At 71.6% G+C, this 13,809-nt stretch carries 15 protein-coding genes; 12 read left to right on the forward strand and 3 right to left on the reverse strand.

The annotated features are described in order from the left end of the window. The first annotated feature begins 88 nt into the window (after positions 1-88). The 12 genes from I4I81_RS12750 (at position 89) to I4I81_RS12805 (ending at position 10,607) form a co-directional block, all read left to right on the forward strand. Positions 89-706 carry a hypothetical protein gene (locus I4I81_RS12750; protein ID WP_218603215.1) on the forward strand — a complete coding sequence of 206 codons (618 nt, stop codon included), beginning with the start codon at positions 89-91 and terminating at the stop codon, positions 704-706. Positions 707-822: 116 nt separating this feature from the next. Beyond that, positions 823-1,350, forward strand: a complete 528-nt coding sequence (locus tag I4I81_RS12755) for a hypothetical protein (RefSeq protein ID WP_218603216.1) — start codon at positions 823-825, stop codon at positions 1,348-1,350. Between the two features lie 3 nt (positions 1,351-1,353). Then, on the forward strand, positions 1,354-2,154 hold the full coding sequence (locus I4I81_RS12760; RefSeq protein ID WP_218603217.1) for a CpaE/TadZ family protein: 801 nt from the start codon (positions 1,354-1,356) through the stop codon (positions 2,152-2,154). Positions 2,155-2,324: 170 nt separating this feature from the next. Beyond that, positions 2,325-3,542: a TadA family conjugal transfer-associated ATPase gene (locus I4I81_RS12765; RefSeq protein WP_225925474.1), complete on the forward strand. Its 1,218-nt coding sequence runs from the start codon at positions 2,325-2,327 to the stop codon at positions 3,540-3,542. Beyond that, on the forward strand, positions 3,533-4,432 hold the full coding sequence (locus tag I4I81_RS12770) for a type II secretion system F family protein (RefSeq protein ID WP_218603219.1): 900 nt from the start codon (positions 3,533-3,535) through the stop codon (positions 4,430-4,432). Before I4I81_RS12765 ends, I4I81_RS12770 begins: the two co-directional genes overlap by 10 nt. Beyond that, on the forward strand, positions 4,429-5,328 hold the full coding sequence (locus I4I81_RS12775; protein WP_218603220.1) for a hypothetical protein: 900 nt from the start codon (positions 4,429-4,431) through the stop codon (positions 5,326-5,328). The genes I4I81_RS12770 and I4I81_RS12775 overlap by 4 nt, the downstream gene beginning before the upstream one ends. A gap of 25 nt (positions 5,329-5,353) precedes the next feature. Beyond that, positions 5,354-5,560, forward strand: coding sequence for a hypothetical protein (locus I4I81_RS12780; protein WP_218603221.1), 207 nt, complete (start codon positions 5,354-5,356; stop codon positions 5,558-5,560). Between the two features lie 12 nt (positions 5,561-5,572). Further along, entirely contained in the window at positions 5,573-5,968 is a 396-nt protein-coding gene (locus I4I81_RS12785) for a TadE/TadG family type IV pilus assembly protein (protein WP_218603222.1), read from the forward strand. Continuing rightward, positions 5,965-6,408, forward strand: coding sequence for a TadE/TadG family type IV pilus assembly protein (locus I4I81_RS12790; RefSeq protein WP_218603223.1), 444 nt, complete (start codon positions 5,965-5,967; stop codon positions 6,406-6,408). Before I4I81_RS12785 ends, I4I81_RS12790 begins: the two co-directional genes overlap by 4 nt. After that, positions 6,405-6,839, forward strand: a complete 435-nt coding sequence (locus I4I81_RS12795; protein WP_185716954.1) for a TadG family pilus assembly protein — start codon at positions 6,405-6,407, stop codon at positions 6,837-6,839. Before I4I81_RS12790 ends, I4I81_RS12795 begins: the two co-directional genes overlap by 4 nt. Continuing rightward, a complete protein-coding gene (locus I4I81_RS12800; RefSeq protein ID WP_443690195.1) occupies positions 6,836-9,976 on the forward strand; it encodes a LysM peptidoglycan-binding domain-containing protein in 3,141 nt (1,046 codons plus the stop codon). Before I4I81_RS12795 ends, I4I81_RS12800 begins: the two co-directional genes overlap by 4 nt. 7 nt (positions 9,977-9,983) lie before the next feature. Further along, positions 9,984-10,607: a prepilin peptidase gene (locus I4I81_RS12805; protein WP_226363909.1), complete on the forward strand. Its 624-nt coding sequence runs from the start codon at positions 9,984-9,986 to the stop codon at positions 10,605-10,607. Here I4I81_RS12805 and I4I81_RS12810 read toward each other — a convergent pair. From I4I81_RS12810 to I4I81_RS12820, 3 genes are read right to left on the reverse strand one after another with little or no spacing between them, the layout of a single operon-like run. Next, positions 10,597-11,490, reverse strand: a complete 894-nt coding sequence (locus tag I4I81_RS12810) for a hypothetical protein (RefSeq protein WP_218616052.1) — start codon at positions 11,488-11,490, stop codon at positions 10,597-10,599. The genes I4I81_RS12805 and I4I81_RS12810 overlap by 11 nt on opposite strands. Continuing rightward, entirely contained in the window at positions 11,487-12,134 is a 648-nt protein-coding gene (locus tag I4I81_RS12815) for a hypothetical protein (RefSeq protein WP_218588784.1), read from the reverse strand. The genes I4I81_RS12810 and I4I81_RS12815 overlap by 4 nt, the downstream gene beginning before the upstream one ends. Beyond that, positions 12,131-13,528, reverse strand: coding sequence for a relaxase/mobilization nuclease domain-containing protein (locus I4I81_RS12820; protein WP_218616053.1), 1,398 nt, complete (start codon positions 13,526-13,528; stop codon positions 12,131-12,133). Before I4I81_RS12820 ends, I4I81_RS12815 begins: the two co-directional genes overlap by 4 nt. Between the last annotated feature and the right edge of the window lie 281 nt (positions 13,529-13,809).

The raw sequence follows: 13,809 nt of genomic DNA on the forward strand, positions 1-13,809 counted from the left end.
CCCGAGTCGGGGCGGCTCGCCGGGTGGGCGTCCCGCGCAACAAGACGTCCCTGAGGAGCCCGCTCCCCGCCGGCCATCTGTTCAGCCGTTGATCGGCGAGAACGGCGGGCCGGGCGGTCTGGCGGTAGGTCCCGACCGCACAGACGAGATCCTGGCACTGCTGGCCGATGAAGTGGACCCCGACGCCGCAGTACCCACCGCAGTCGATCCGGCGATCCCTGCCCAGCTCGCGATCAACGAGCTGGAGCTGAGCGGCCCGGTGATCAGGCTGTCCACCGGTGACAACGGATTCGTCGGTGTGCCGGTCTGGTTGTGGATCGAGCGCGACGAGGACCTGACCGGCCCTCGAAGCGCGACGGCCGCCGTCGGCAACGCCGAGGTCACGGCCACCGGTCGCCTGGCGGCGGTGGAATGGGAGTTGGGTCCGTCCGGCGAGAGGGTGGTCTGCGAGGGGCCCGGGACGCCGTGGACGGGTCAGGCCGGGCCATCGCCCGACTGCGGCTATGTCTACGAGCTGCGGTCGCTGCCCGAACGGACCGGTGGATCGGGGCGCTGGCCGATCGTGGCAACGATCGTCTGGCAGGTCGGCTGGGTCGGGATCTCCGGCGGCGCCCCGGTCTCCGGGCAGCAGACGGTACGGGTTTCCGCCGACACCAGCGTGTCGGTCGGCGAGATTCAGGTTCTCGTTTCCGGAGGTGGATCGTGACGACAGGGATCGCGACGCGTGGCAGCACCACAGCGAGCGGATCGCCGATCACGAACGGAACGCCGACGGACATTCGGCGCCGAGGCCGGGCGCGACGGTTGTCGATCGGTGCGTTGATGACGGTGCTGGGGGCGGTGGGCAGTGTGGTCGTGTTCCAGCAGATCGGGGACCGCGTGCCCGCGATCGGCATCGCCCGGACCGTCCCGTTCGGCCAACAGGTCACCGAGCAGGACCTCCGCCAGATCCTGCTGCCGACCGGGTCGGAGCTGGCCCTCGTCGAATGGGAGCGCTCCGACGAGATCGTCGGCCGGTATGCGGTGACCGATCTGCTGCCCGGCCAGATCATGACCCGCGACGCCGTGACCGCGGATCGTCTGCCGGGCCCGGGGCAGGCGATCGTGGGGGTGGCCGTGGAGCCGGGCCAGGTTCCGGTCACGCCGCTGGCACCGCGGGATCAGGTACTGGTCGTCGACGCCGGCGAGAGCAGCGGGTCGGGGGTCGACGCGAGCGTCCTGCGCACCGGCCCGGTCGACGTGGGTAGCCGGCGGACCGTCGATCTCCTGGTGTCCGATGTCGACGCACCTCGCGTTGCCCGACTGGCCGAGGCGGGACGAGCCGTGCTCGTCCTGGTCGAGCGGCGGTGACCGATGCTGATCTCCTTCCTCTCCGCCAAGGGCAGTCCGGGCGTCACCACCTCGGTGCTCGCGCTCGCCGCGCGATGGCCACGTGCCGCGATCGCCGTGGACCTCGATCCGCAGGGTGGCGACATCTTGGCCGGGCTGGGAGGAGGCAGGCATCCCGCGCGGCACGGGATCGTCGAACTGCTCGTCGAGGCTCGCAGCGAGAGCCTGCACACGGCGATGGGCCGGCACGTCGTTCGGCCCGCTCAGCACAGCCCGCCGGTGCTCGCCGGCTTCGGGGCCCCGGGCCAGGCGGCGAACGTCCCGTGGGACCTGGTCGGGAGCCATTTGGTCGATGTGCCCGGGGCGGACATCCTGGCCGACTGCGGCCGATTCGCTGTCGACCATTCGGTGTCGGCGGTGCTGCGCCGCAGTGACCTCGTCGTCCTGGTTGCCGGTTCGTCGCTGCGGGTCGTGCGCGCCGCCGCGCGGACGCTGCCGCTCATCCGTCGTGAGCTGGGGACAGCCGGCGAGGCGAACCACGGGCACGGTCCGGTCACGTTGGTGATCATCGACCCCGACATGCCCTACACCGCCGAGGAGATCGCCGGCGGTTGCCAGACCGAGGTTGCCGGGACGCTGCCGCATGACCCGGTGGCCGCGAGCGTGTGGAGCGACGGAGCACCCACCGGCCGTGGCTTTCAGCGGTCCCGACTGCAGCGCGCGGCCGGTGTACTCGCCCGGGCGCTGGCTGAGCGCGCGACGGTGTGCCGCGGCGCGGCAGCGTCGCGGCCGGGCGCCGGGCTCAACGGCAGAGTGCTGCGATGAGGGAGGGTGCGACGGCCGTCGCCGACCGGCGACTCGTGAACACGATCCGGACGGCGGTACTGCACCGTCTGGGTTCCGATGCACGCCGGGACGGCTTCAAGGCCACTGATCAGCGCGAGCTTCTGCGGTCCTGGGTCGAGGACGAGCTGGCGGTCGAGTCGCGGCGACGGATGACCGACGGGGAGCCGCAGCTCGACCGATTCACCGAGGTCGCCGTCCTGCGCGCGGTGGAGAACACCGTCTGGGGCCTCGGGCGGCTGCAACAGCTCCTCGACCTCCACGACGTCGAGGACATCCACATCGTCGGCGCCGACCGGCCGATGCTGCGCATGGCGGACGGATCGCTGCGACGTGCCGCAGAACCGATTGCGGATTCCAACGACGATCTCATCCAGCAGTTGCAGTTCATCGCGGCACACCACGGCGCGTCGGAACGAGCGTTCTCCCCGGCGCAGCCGTGCCTGAACCTGCAGCTGCCCGACGGGTCGCGACTCGCAGCGATGCGCGACGTCGTGCCGCACCCGGTCGTGACGATCCGCCGTCACCGCCTGCTCGACGTCGGTCTTGCCGACATGGTCCGGCTCGGCACGCTCACCGAGCACGCCGCACGGTTCCTGGCCGCGCTCGTTGGAGCCCGGTGCAGCCTGCTCGTGACCGGAGCACCCGCCTGCGGCAAGACCACCCTGGTGCGCGCGCTCGCCAAGGAGATCCCGGCCGGGGAACGCATCGCCACGCTGGAGACCGAGTACGAACTGGCCCTGCACCGGCTGCCCGGCGCATCACCGTTGCTGGTGGCGTTGGAGACCCGTCCCGGATCCACCGAGATCGACGCCGCGACCGGGCAACGGGCCGGGGAGATCACGCTGTCCGAACTCCTGCACCAGACCCTTCGCATGTCCGTCACCCGGGTCATCGTTGGAGAGGTCCGTGGCGCCGAGGCGCTGCCGATGCTGGAGGCGATGAACGCCGGGATGCCCGGGTCGATGTGCACGCTGCATGCCGGGTCCGCGGCCGACGCCATCGAACGTCTTGTCACCGCCGCGCTCAAGGCGGCCGGCCAGGGCTGGTCGGACACCTTCGTGACCCGCCTCGCGGCGCAGGGCATCGACTACGTCGTGCACATGCGCCACACCGCGCATCCCGGATCCGAGGGACGCCGCCGGTTCGTCGCCGAGATCGCCGAGGTCACCGACGTGAACGAGAACGGCAAGGTCGCCATGAACCGCATCTTCGCCGAAGACCCGGAGTCCGGCGACCCGCGCGCGGTCTTCCGGATGGCCCCGCAGATTCGGTGGCCCTTCCACGAAGCCGGCATCGACATCGGGTTTCTCACCGGCGAACACCGCGGGACGTCGCCTGTTCACGTGAGGAGGACGCCATGGAACTGAATCCGGTGACCTGGCTGGTGGCGGCATCCGGAGCGCTTGTCGTGGCCGGCTTGATAGTCATGGTCGCCGGCCCGGGCCCCGACCGTCCCGCAGCCGGGTCGCGAGTGCGCCGACGGCCGAACCCGCTGTGGACACTGCTGCGGGCAACACACATCCCGGGAACGGAGCGGAGGCGACACCGCTGGCGGATCGCCGGGTGGATCGTCGCGGGCCTGCTGGTGTGGATGATCACTGGCTGGCCGGCCGCCGGGGCCGCATTGGCCGGCATCGGGGCCTGGTCGCCGTGGTTGCTCGGTTCGGCGCGCGCGGCGCAGGACCAGATCAGCAAGATCGATGCGCTGTCCACGTGGTGTCGCCGAATGGCCGACACGCTGACAGGCGGCGGAGCGATCGGCCTCGCGCAAGCGATCACCCTCACCTCCGATCACGCCCCGATGCAGATAGCGGGCCCGGTGCAGCAGCTGGCCGAACGGCTCCGATCCGGGCACGGCACTCCGCTGGACGCGGTCCGGGAGTTCGCCGACGGCATCGACGACCCGGTCGGTGATTCGGTTGCGGCCGCGCTCGGACTGGCGCTGCACCAGCAGAGCAGCGGTGTGGCCCGCGTCCTGCGCCAACTCGCCGACGGCGTGTCCCGGGACGTGCGCGCCCGTCGCGACATCGAGGCGGAGCGCGCCGAAGCGCGCCAGTCCATCCGGATGCTGCTCCTCATCCAGGGCGGGGTGCTCGCGATGCTGGCCCTGGTTCCCGGTTTCGCTGCTCCGTACGGGAGCCCGCTCGGGCAGCTCATCATGGCCACCCTGCTGGCCGGCACCTTCGCGCTGCTGATCTGGATGCGCAGGCTAGCAGTGGGATCTTCGGCTCCCAGGTGGTTCGGGGCGAGCCGATGAACGCGCTGCTCCTGGCCACTATCGGTGCTGGCGCCCTCGTCGGCGCAGGTTTGGCGGTCATCCTGGCCGGGCTGACGAGATGGCATCCGGTCCTCTCGGACGCGTTGGCGATGCTCGATGAACGCCATCCCGGGCAGGCCACCGAAGCAAGCGGAGCACCCGGGACGCGCGCGGCGGTGTTCCGCGTTCTCGTCGACGTTGCACGGCGCCTGCCCGGGTCGGTCGGCGAACGTGATCTGGAGGTCCTCCAGCTCGACCGGGACCGCCACCTGATCGGACGGCTCGGGACCGCGCTGGCGTACGCAGGGATCGGACCGGCGCTCGCCGTTGTTCTGCTGGTGCTGGATGCGAGCCTTCCCGTCGTCGTGCCGACCGGGTTCTGCGTGGTCGGCGGCGCCGTCGGTTGGACGAGCTACGGGCGCCGCACCCGAGATCGGGCCGACGACATCCGGGAGGAGCTGCGCTACGTCCTCGTCGCCTACCTCCAGCAGGTGAGCCTGCTGCGCCGCGGCGGGGCGGGCATCGCCACCGCGCTCGGCCTCCCACCCCAACTGCTCGACGACAGCGAGCCGATGCGTCGTATCGGTCGCGAACTCGAGCTGGCCGAACGCGCCGGCCTGATGCCGTGGGAGGGCCTGCGTCGATTCGGTACCCAGATCGACGTCAGCGAGCTCGAAGACCTTTCCACGATCGCGGAGACGGCGGGACACGACGGCGGCGCCGTGATCGACACCTTGCTCGCCCGGGCCGAGAGCCTCAACGACGAGCTCATCGCCGACGCCCACACGGCCGCGAACCGGGCGACCGGCCAGATGAGCACACCCGGCGCGATCCAGGTCTTCCTGATCGCGGCGTGGGTGCTGTTCCCGGCTGCGGCCACGTTGCTGAGCTCGTGACGACATCGAATTGGAGGAGGAACCGATGGAGAAGATCCGTTTGACCCTGACCCTGCTGGTGATGGATGTGATCGGACGCCTGGGCGCCCGACTGGGCCCGGTCGACGAGCGCGGCGGAGGACGCAACACCGACGAGGGCTTCCACATCTCCGGCGGCGCCATCGTGGCGGGCGCGATCGCCGCCGGCGTCGGGGCGTTCATCGCTCAGAAGCTCGGCGCCCTCGGCGAATGATGCGGAGTCGCCATGACGACGCCGACAGACACCGGCGAACGGGGCGGAGCGACCAGCGTGCAGATGGCGATCCTGTGGATCGCCATGATCACGTTCATCCTGGCCGTCGTCCAGACCGCGCTGCTGTACCTCGCCGGCCAGCTCGCACTGACCGCGGCCGAGGACGGGCTGCGGTCGGGCCGCTACTACGGCGTGGGATCCGCGGAGCAGGCCCGCCGCAGCGCCCAGGACTTCATCGCCCGCACCGCGGGAACCACCCTTGGCGCACCGACGGTGGAGGCCGTGCTCAGCGACGACGGCGCAACGCTGCAGGTGACCGTCAGCGGGACCGTGCTCGCGGTCGTTCCCGGCCTGGAGCTGCACGTCGCCAAGCAGGCGACGGGCGCGATCGAGCAGGTCACGCCATGATCGCGCCCGTTGACGCGCGAGGGGAACGCGGAGGCGGGCCATCGGTCGAGGCCGCGTTGCTGGCCACCTTGATGGGTCTGCTCATTGGTTTCGTCGTCGCCGTCGGACGTCTGGTGGCTGCCGAGTCGGCCTGTGACCAGGCTGCCCGCGCGGCCGCGCGGATCGCCTCCATCGAGCGCGACGCGGCCCAGGCGCAGGTGCAGGGCCAGATGGCGGCCGAATCCGCTGTGGCATCCCAGGGCCTGACGTTGGCGCAGCTCGCCGTCACGATCGACACCAGCCAGTTCGGCCGACCACTCGGCGAGCCGGGCGTCGTACGAGCCGACGTCGCGTGCCAGGTGCGGTGGTCAGACCTCGCCGTGCCGGGCGCGCCTGGATTTCACGATCTTGAAGCATCGTTCACCAGCCCGATAGACCAATTCCGGGAACGACAGCGATGACCCGGACCGAGGACGAACGGGACCGCGGCGGCGGATCGGTCAGCGCACCGATGGCCATCGCGATGCTGGCGCTGATCGCGGTCAGCGGACTGGCGATCGACGGAGCCCGCAAGGCCCAGCAGATCGCCACTGCTGACGCCACGGCCGAGGAAGCCGCACGCGCGGGCGGTCAGGTCGTCGACCTGGCCGCGGTCCAGCGCGGCGAGGCGGCGCTGGACCCGAACAACGCACGCGCAGCGGCCCAGGAGTACCTGGAGGCCGCTGGCGTGACCGGCGAGGTGTTCCTGGTGGCCCCGGACCGGATCCGGGTGGAGGTCGTCCTCCGGCAACCCACTGTGCTTCTCGGGCTGGTGGGTGTGGACGAGATCTCGGCCACGGGCTCGGCCGAGGCCGATGTCGTGCCGTCGCAGCCCGGGCCGGCTGGTGGGTGATGATCGTGTTGCGGCTGGTGCGCGGGCTGATCGCGCTCGTCACCCTGGCCGGGCTGGTCGCGGGAGTCCCGGCCGCTCTGTGGTCGCTCGGGTCGCCGTTCCTCCCCGACCGACTGCCGACCGTGGACGACGTCGTCGTGGCACTCACCCGACCCGATGACGGCAGCCTGCTGCTCGGGCTGCTCGTGCTCGTCGGCTGGATCGTCTGGCTGCAGCTCGCCTACTCGATACTGGTCGAGACCGCGGCCCAGGTTCGCTCGCTGCCGATGCAGCGTCCCGATCGGTTCGGGTTCCGGACGACCCGCACGCTCGCCGCGCTACTCATCGGCTGGGTCCTCACCATGGCCGCCACGCCGGCAACCGCATCCACCACGCCTCCCGTCACGGTGAGCGCATCCTTCCTTCCTACTGCCGCTGCGTCAGCGGAGTCACCGGCGGGACCCGTTCACGTCGTGCAGGCTCGTGACACGTTGTGGGACATCGCGGCCCGCGTCCTGGGCGATCCGCTGCGGTGGCGGGAGATCTTCGATCTCAACGACGGACGTCTCCAGGCTGACGGCGGCCGGCTGATCGACGGATCGGTCCTGCATGTCGGGTGGGAGCTGCGGCTGCCGGCCGAGCCGGACCCTTCCGACTTACGGGTGCGCGTCGAGGTCGGGGACAGCCTCACCGGTCTCGCGGACCAGCACCTCGGCGACCCGGCGCGATACCCGGACCTCTACGAGGTCAACGTCGGTGTCCGGCAGCCGGACGGCGGTTATCTGGACGACCCCGACGTGATCCGACCCGGCTGGCTCCTCTCCGTCCCCACCATCGACGGACCCGTCGAGCAACGGATGGACGACATCCCGCCGCCTGTCGACGGCACCGGTCCCGATCCGCCACCGCTCACCACCTCGACACCGACACCCGAGCGCCCGGTCCCGACCGGGGATCCGCTGACGTCGATCCCGCTGCCCGAGACATCGGCACCGACCCCGCCGAGTGACCCGACTGGCGGCACCGACACCGCACAGACGTCGTTCGCAGTTCCAGCAGCGCTCGTCGTCTCCGGGCTGGCGGCCAGCGGGATCGTCACCGGAATCGTCGCGTACCGGCGCCGTCAGACGCGCTGGCGCCGCGCCGGCCGCCAGATCGCCCTGCCGGATCTGGACCACTCCCGGCTCGAGTTCGCCACCGTCACCGCTGCGCAGACCGCCGGGACGCGGTTCCTGGACACCGTGCTGAGATCCCTCACCGTCACGCCCGGCCTGCGGCACGGGTTGCCGTCGTTGGAGGCCGTCTGGCTCGCACCGACGGGTATCGATCTCGTGCTCACCGAGCCACGGGACGCGGTCCCGCCGTTCGTCGCGGAGGACGGCGGATCGGTGTGGCACGTCGATGCGGAGGCGGCCTTGCCGATCACGGAGCAGGAGGCCGTCGGTGTCGCGAACCCGTTCCCCGCTCTCGTCTCCCTCGGCACCGGTGAGGACGGCGCGACCCTGCTGGTCGACGCCGAGCGAGCAGGTGCGCTCCACCTCGTCGGCGATCGGACCAGGACGATCGACCTGGTCAGGAACATGGCGGTCGAGCTCGGCACGTGCCGTTGGGCCGATGACACCTCGGTCATGGTCGTCGGACTGGAGGCCGGCCTGACAGACCTCCCCCCGAACCGGGTCGAGCAGGTGCAGGACGTCCGGACCGCGGCCGGTCGTCTGCGAGCGGCGATGTCGGCGACGCAGGAGCACCTGGCGAGGGTTGACGGCGGCTCCGTGGTGGACATGCGGGTCCAGGACCAGCTCAGCGACTCCTGGGTCGTCAGTGTCCTGGTTGTGGCCGAGCCCGACGAGACGCAACTGCAGACGCTCGCCGAGCTGTGCCGGGAGCTCGCAACCGGTGAACGAACCTCGGCCGCCGTCATCACCGCCGGAGCATCGACAACGCTTCCCGGGGAACAGGTGCACATCGACTCCGACGGCACGGTGCAGATACCGCGGCTGGACACGGGAACGTTGCGCGCCGAGCGGATGCCCGCCGACATCGCCCTCGGGCTGCTCTCGGTCATCGGCACCGCGCTGGAGCACGACGTGCCAGTACCGTCCGCGCCCCAGCCTCAGCCCTGGGCGGACGACATGCGCAGCGACGGGTCCCTGCAGCCTGACACGGATTCCCCAGAGGCCGGTTCGCTCGTGATCGAGATCGACGATTCGGATGAATCCCCGGCTCGCCAACCGCTCCTTACGGATGTTGCTGATCAACAGCCTGACCCAGCTGCCCACCGCCGACTACTCCTGGTGGAGAAGCAGGACCCGGAGCTGGACGACGACGTCGCGCTGTGGCGCGCCCAGGGACCGTCAGCGCGCCCGCTCGTCTCGATCCTCGGCGAACCGGCCTTCGCCGCTGCCGGTCCCCTGCCCGAGAAACGGCACAGCTGGTATGTCGAGGTCGTGGTCTACCTGGCACTGCACCCGACGGGCGTCGACCGGGACAAGATCACAACCGATCTCTGGCCGGAAGGCAGCACCGTGCGGCCCCCGACCATCCGGCGGGCCGTCGCGGAGGCGCGGCAGTGGGCCGGCAAGAACCGCAGCGTCGACCCGCCCGTCGATCACATCCCGAGCATCTCACCCGCCGGCGGTGACCGATACCGGATCACGGGGCACGTCATGGACTGGGACCTGTTCCGGCGCCTGCGCAAACGCGCGCAGGCCCGCGTTGCCGCCGGTCGACGAGCCGACGCGACACACGACTACGAGAACGCTCTGAGGCTCGTCCGCGGCCCGGTCCTGCACCCGCTGCGGCAGCGGGGATATGGCTGGTTGCACAACCCCGACCAGCGCCACGAGCACCTCATCCCCGGCTTCATCATCGACACCGCCCACGAGCTGGTCGACCTCGCACTCGACGACGACGACATCGAGCTCGCCCGGTTCGCGGCCGAGACGGCCCAACGAGTCGACCCGGACCGCACCTTCGACCGCCCGTTCACCGACCTGATGCGCATCGCCCACGCAGCGGGCGATCTCGCCGAGATGCGCGAACACGCCGAGCTACTCCTCGCCGAGCGGGGGTTCGAGGTCGGCGAAGACCTTCCACCCGAGAGCTTCGCCGTGTTCGACGCGCTGTTCCCGCACGGCCTCCGCGTCCCGACCAGCTGAGGACCCGGTGGCGGCGATCCTCGTGACGGCAAGCTGCGCCGTCGGCGCGGCCGCGCTCACGCCCCTGCTGGTGCGCCTCGCAGCGGCGACGGCGCATCGCAAAGCCGTGACCACGACGCCGGTTCGCCTCGCGCTGGCCGCGACGCTCGGAGGCGTCGGTGCCGCAGCGGGCGCACGGCTCGACACCGCCCACGCGGTCGGGCTGCTCCCCCTACTGATCCTGGCCGGTGCTGCGGCGCTCGTCGACGCCCGTGAGCGCAGGCTCCCCGACGTTCTCACCGGCTGCCTCGCGGCCGTCGTCACCGTGGCGATCACGCTGGCTGTCGTCGGCGGGCACGCCGACGGCACACGCGCGATGTACGGCTTTCTCACCGGTCTCGTCCTCGCGATCATCGGGAAGGGGCTGAGCGACCAGGCGGTGGGCTGGGGCGACGTCAAGCTCGCACCGAGCCTGACCGCGTGCCTGGCCTGGAGCGGCTGGTTCACCGTGTACCTCGGCCTGCTCGCCTGGGCATTGCTCATCCTGGCGACCGCGGGCCTGCTCGCGGTCCGTTCAGGTCGGGCCGCGATCGTGCCGTACGGCCCCGCGATGGTCACCGGAACTCTGATGGCGGTGCTGATCACGGCCTGATCGCGCCGCGACCGGGCACAGGTCGGTGGCTCGATGGTTGGGCGGGGCGCGGGGACCGGCCGGGCACGTCGCCGAGTGCTGCGCGGGCGCCGGACGCTTCGTTCTGCTGGTTGAGGAGTTCAAGGGCGTCGTCGTCGGCTTCAACTGCCAGTGCGCGGGATGCGGCTCGGAACGGCTGCCGCGTCGCCTCCCCGCCGGGGGTCGGCGAGGACGCGGCCCGTTGGGGCGTTCGTGCCGGGGATGCGGACGCTGCATCGAGATCGACGCCGGCGAACCTCTCGGTGATCGCCCCGTCGACCACGCTCGCTACACCCCGCAGATTCCGCGCGACCGCCTGGTGCTGCGCGCGGCGTGGATCGAGGTCGGCTACGGCAGCGGCCTCATCTGCGGTGCCCCACCGGTCCTGGCCCAGTCGCAGCGGCCGATCGGTCACGCTCCACCCGTCGAGCTCCCGCGCAGGCCGAGTGAGGATGTGCTCCCGTAACGCTCCGGCCAGGTCGTGGTTCGGCAGCTCGGCGCCGACGGGGCCGAGCCCGGGAACGAACCCGACGACCGCCCAGCTGTCGCGGCCGAGGCTGGACAGCGCCACGACCATCGCCTCACGCTCCATCTGCCCGGCCAGCAACCCACGCGCAGCGCGATAGGTGTCGGCGTCGAGCGGACGCGGCAACGGCCCGGCCGCTGCGGATGGATCGCCGGTGGCGTTGGCGAGGGCCGCCCGCCCTGCGTGCACGTCGCGCGCCGCCCGTCGCCGACCCGGTCGGTCCCGCGCCACGGCTGCACGCCGGTGCCGGACCAGCCCGTCAGCGATGAACGTGGCGACGTGCGCGAGCTGGTACAGCTCGTAACCGGGAACCGCGAGCAGTGGGTAGTCGGTGCTCATGGCGCCATCCCCGAAGTCGGCGGCCGGAGACGCGACACCGACGCCGGAGCCGGCGGCTGAGCCGCCGCACCGGATGCCTTGGGCCGCAGCCGCGACGGCGTCGCCCGCAGATCTCGCTTGACCAGCGCCGGGAAGAAGGCGTCCGACGCGATATCGACGGCACCCCGCAGCACCCGCTCCGAGCCCGGCGGCACGAAGACGTGCCGAGCAAGGTTGTAGGCATCGCGGAACGCGTTGGTACAGCTGTGGAAGGCACCATGGTCCCGTACCTCGAACGCGACACGACCGAGCTGCACCCGCAGGTACGAGCGATTCGTCTGCTCCCCCTCTCCGACGATGGTCACGCTGGACGCCGGACGGCCGATGGCGTTGACGACGACACCGGGTTCGGGCATCCCCCGCAGACCCCGGATGCTCCTGCGGTCGGCATTGACCGGCAGCGCCTTGGCCGCTTCATGGCTCTCCAGCCAGACGTTGAGGAAGTGCTCCGCCGTCGTCTCCTGATGCAGATACAGCAGGGTCCGGCCGATCCGCACCGCCACGGCCGCCTCGTCCGTGCCCGGATGCTGCACGGTGACGGCCGTGTCCTGGGCTCCGACAAGCCGCACGATCGCCAGTACGGCCTGGTCACTGCCGCGCGTCACGGCCGCGGACCTGTTGATCGTCGCGTCATCCTCGCCTCGCTCTCCGGCACCACCTGTGTCGTCGAGCCTGGCTCCCGCGGGAATCCGGCGCGTTCCCTCCCGCTCCCCTGCGCCGCTCTCGAGCCGGGGCGGGGATCGCGCCGCGCCAGGTGGCGGGCCTGCAGGCGAGCACCCGCGGCGTCGGCCGCGGCTGCCTGATGCGCACGGTCCCGTTCGCGTTGCCAGGCCGCGACCTCGTGCAGGAGCCCGGCCACGGCGATTACCAGGGCCACCGAACCGGCCGCGTCCTTCCCGCGGAAGCCGCGAGCAGCGAGCAGCCGCCGTGCGAGCGACCTCAGTTCCGCCCCCACGGGGCCGACGTCGGGAACCCGCCCTCCCGGCGCCCGCGAGGCTCGCTCGTACCGTTCTGCGGCGTCCGACCAGCCCTGCTTGTGACCCCGGTCGTTCGCGGCGAGCGCGGTCAGCACGTCGCCGGTGGCATGGACGATGCCGTCGACACCTTCCTGCGGGTCCGGCGTGCCGACGGCCACACGGGCGCGGACGACGACGTCCTCGGCCTCCGCGGACGACGGCCGTTCAGCCGGACCGGACCGGTCCGCGTTCTGGGCCCAGCGGCGGCACAGCTGCGGCAATGACAGATCGGGGGCGAGCTTGCTGCCGCTGTAGAAGACCTGCTGGCCCGCCGCCGTGATGTCACCCGCCCTCCCGATCCGGTAGCCCAGAGCGTCACCCGACGGCCCGCGCCGCAGCTCCGCCCGATAGCCCATCGCCCACAGCTCCGCGACGAACTCCTCCGGCCCGGCCGCCCGGATCGCCGCCTGGTGCGCGGCGCGGCGCAGCTCCGGTCTCGCCGGACCGCGACCCTGCCGCGCCGCCTTCTCCGTCTCGCCCCGACCCGGCCGCCGGGCGGCCGTGTCGTCGGCCACGGCGGTGATGGTGAGGCCGAGACGGTGCTCGATGGCCCGCGCGGTCGCACGCAGCTTCGGGTAGTCGTGATGCGGCCAGAACCGACGGCCGGTGTCCTGGCGCACTAGGACGGCCGCGATGTGGATGTGGTCCTCCGCGTGCCGGATCGCCACCCAACGCGGTCCACCCGGATCGCCGCGCTCGGCGATACCCGCACCATCGAGTAGTTCCCGGGCGATGTCCGCCCACTGCCCGTCATCCAGGGTGCGGTCGGACGCGGCGACCCGGGCCGAGCAATGCCACACGTACCCGCGCTTCGACCCGTTCTGCGGCGCGCGGGTCGGTAGGCCCGCCGCGATCGCCGGCGCGTGCAGCGCATCCACCAGCGGGCCGAGCTGCAGGTCGTACTCGGAGGGTCCCGTCCGTTCCGGCTGCCAGCCCGCGTCGAGGCCGTCCCAGCTCGCGATGACCCGAGGTGAACGATGCACTTCGGACGTGCCCGGGCCCAGCAGGTAGGCCAGCAAACCGGCCGGCCGCCAGCCGTGAACGACCTTCGTGATCACCGGCCCTGGCGCCCGCCGCGGGCTCCCGCTCGCCGGCCTCCCGTGCCGGCTGCGAGGGCTGCGGCCGTCGCAGCGTCGACCCGGCCCAGAAGCTCACCAGCCAGGTCCGTGGCACTCGTCCTCTGTGCGCCTGACGTGACCTGCTCGATGACGTCCACGGCCCGGCGGACATCGGCGCGGAACCGAACCAGCTCGGCAACGAGCTC

Origin of the sequence: Pseudonocardia abyssalis (assembly GCF_019263705.2) — a bacterium.
GTDB classification, from domain to species: domain Bacteria; phylum Actinomycetota; class Actinomycetes; order Mycobacteriales; family Pseudonocardiaceae; genus Pseudonocardia; species Pseudonocardia abyssalis.

Excerpts from the sequence above, each read along its gene's own strand:
- I4I81_RS12755 (WP_218603216.1), top strand. The coding sequence starts at position 823 with ATGACGGTGCTGGGGGCGGTGGGCAGTGTGGTCGTGTTCCAGCAGATC.
- I4I81_RS12760 (WP_218603217.1), top strand. The coding sequence starts at position 1,354 with ATGCTGATCTCCTTCCTCTCCGCCAAGGGCAGTCCGGGCGTCACCACC.
- I4I81_RS12765 (WP_225925474.1), top strand. The coding sequence starts at position 2,325 with ATGACCGACGGGGAGCCGCAGCTCGACCGATTCACCGAGGTCGCCGTC.
- I4I81_RS12770 (WP_218603219.1), top strand. The coding sequence starts at position 3,533 with ATGGAACTGAATCCGGTGACCTGGCTGGTGGCGGCATCCGGAGCGCTT.
- I4I81_RS12775 (WP_218603220.1), top strand. The coding sequence starts at position 4,429 with ATGAACGCGCTGCTCCTGGCCACTATCGGTGCTGGCGCCCTCGTCGGC.
- I4I81_RS12780 (WP_218603221.1), top strand. The coding sequence starts at position 5,354 with ATGGAGAAGATCCGTTTGACCCTGACCCTGCTGGTGATGGATGTGATC.
- I4I81_RS12785 (WP_218603222.1), top strand. The coding sequence starts at position 5,573 with ATGACGACGCCGACAGACACCGGCGAACGGGGCGGAGCGACCAGCGTG.
- I4I81_RS12790 (WP_218603223.1), top strand. The coding sequence starts at position 5,965 with ATGATCGCGCCCGTTGACGCGCGAGGGGAACGCGGAGGCGGGCCATCG.
- I4I81_RS12795 (WP_185716954.1), top strand. The coding sequence starts at position 6,405 with ATGACCCGGACCGAGGACGAACGGGACCGCGGCGGCGGATCGGTCAGC.
- I4I81_RS12810 (WP_218616052.1), bottom strand. The coding sequence starts at position 11,490 with ATGAGCACCGACTACCCACTGCTCGCGGTTCCCGGTTACGAGCTGTAC.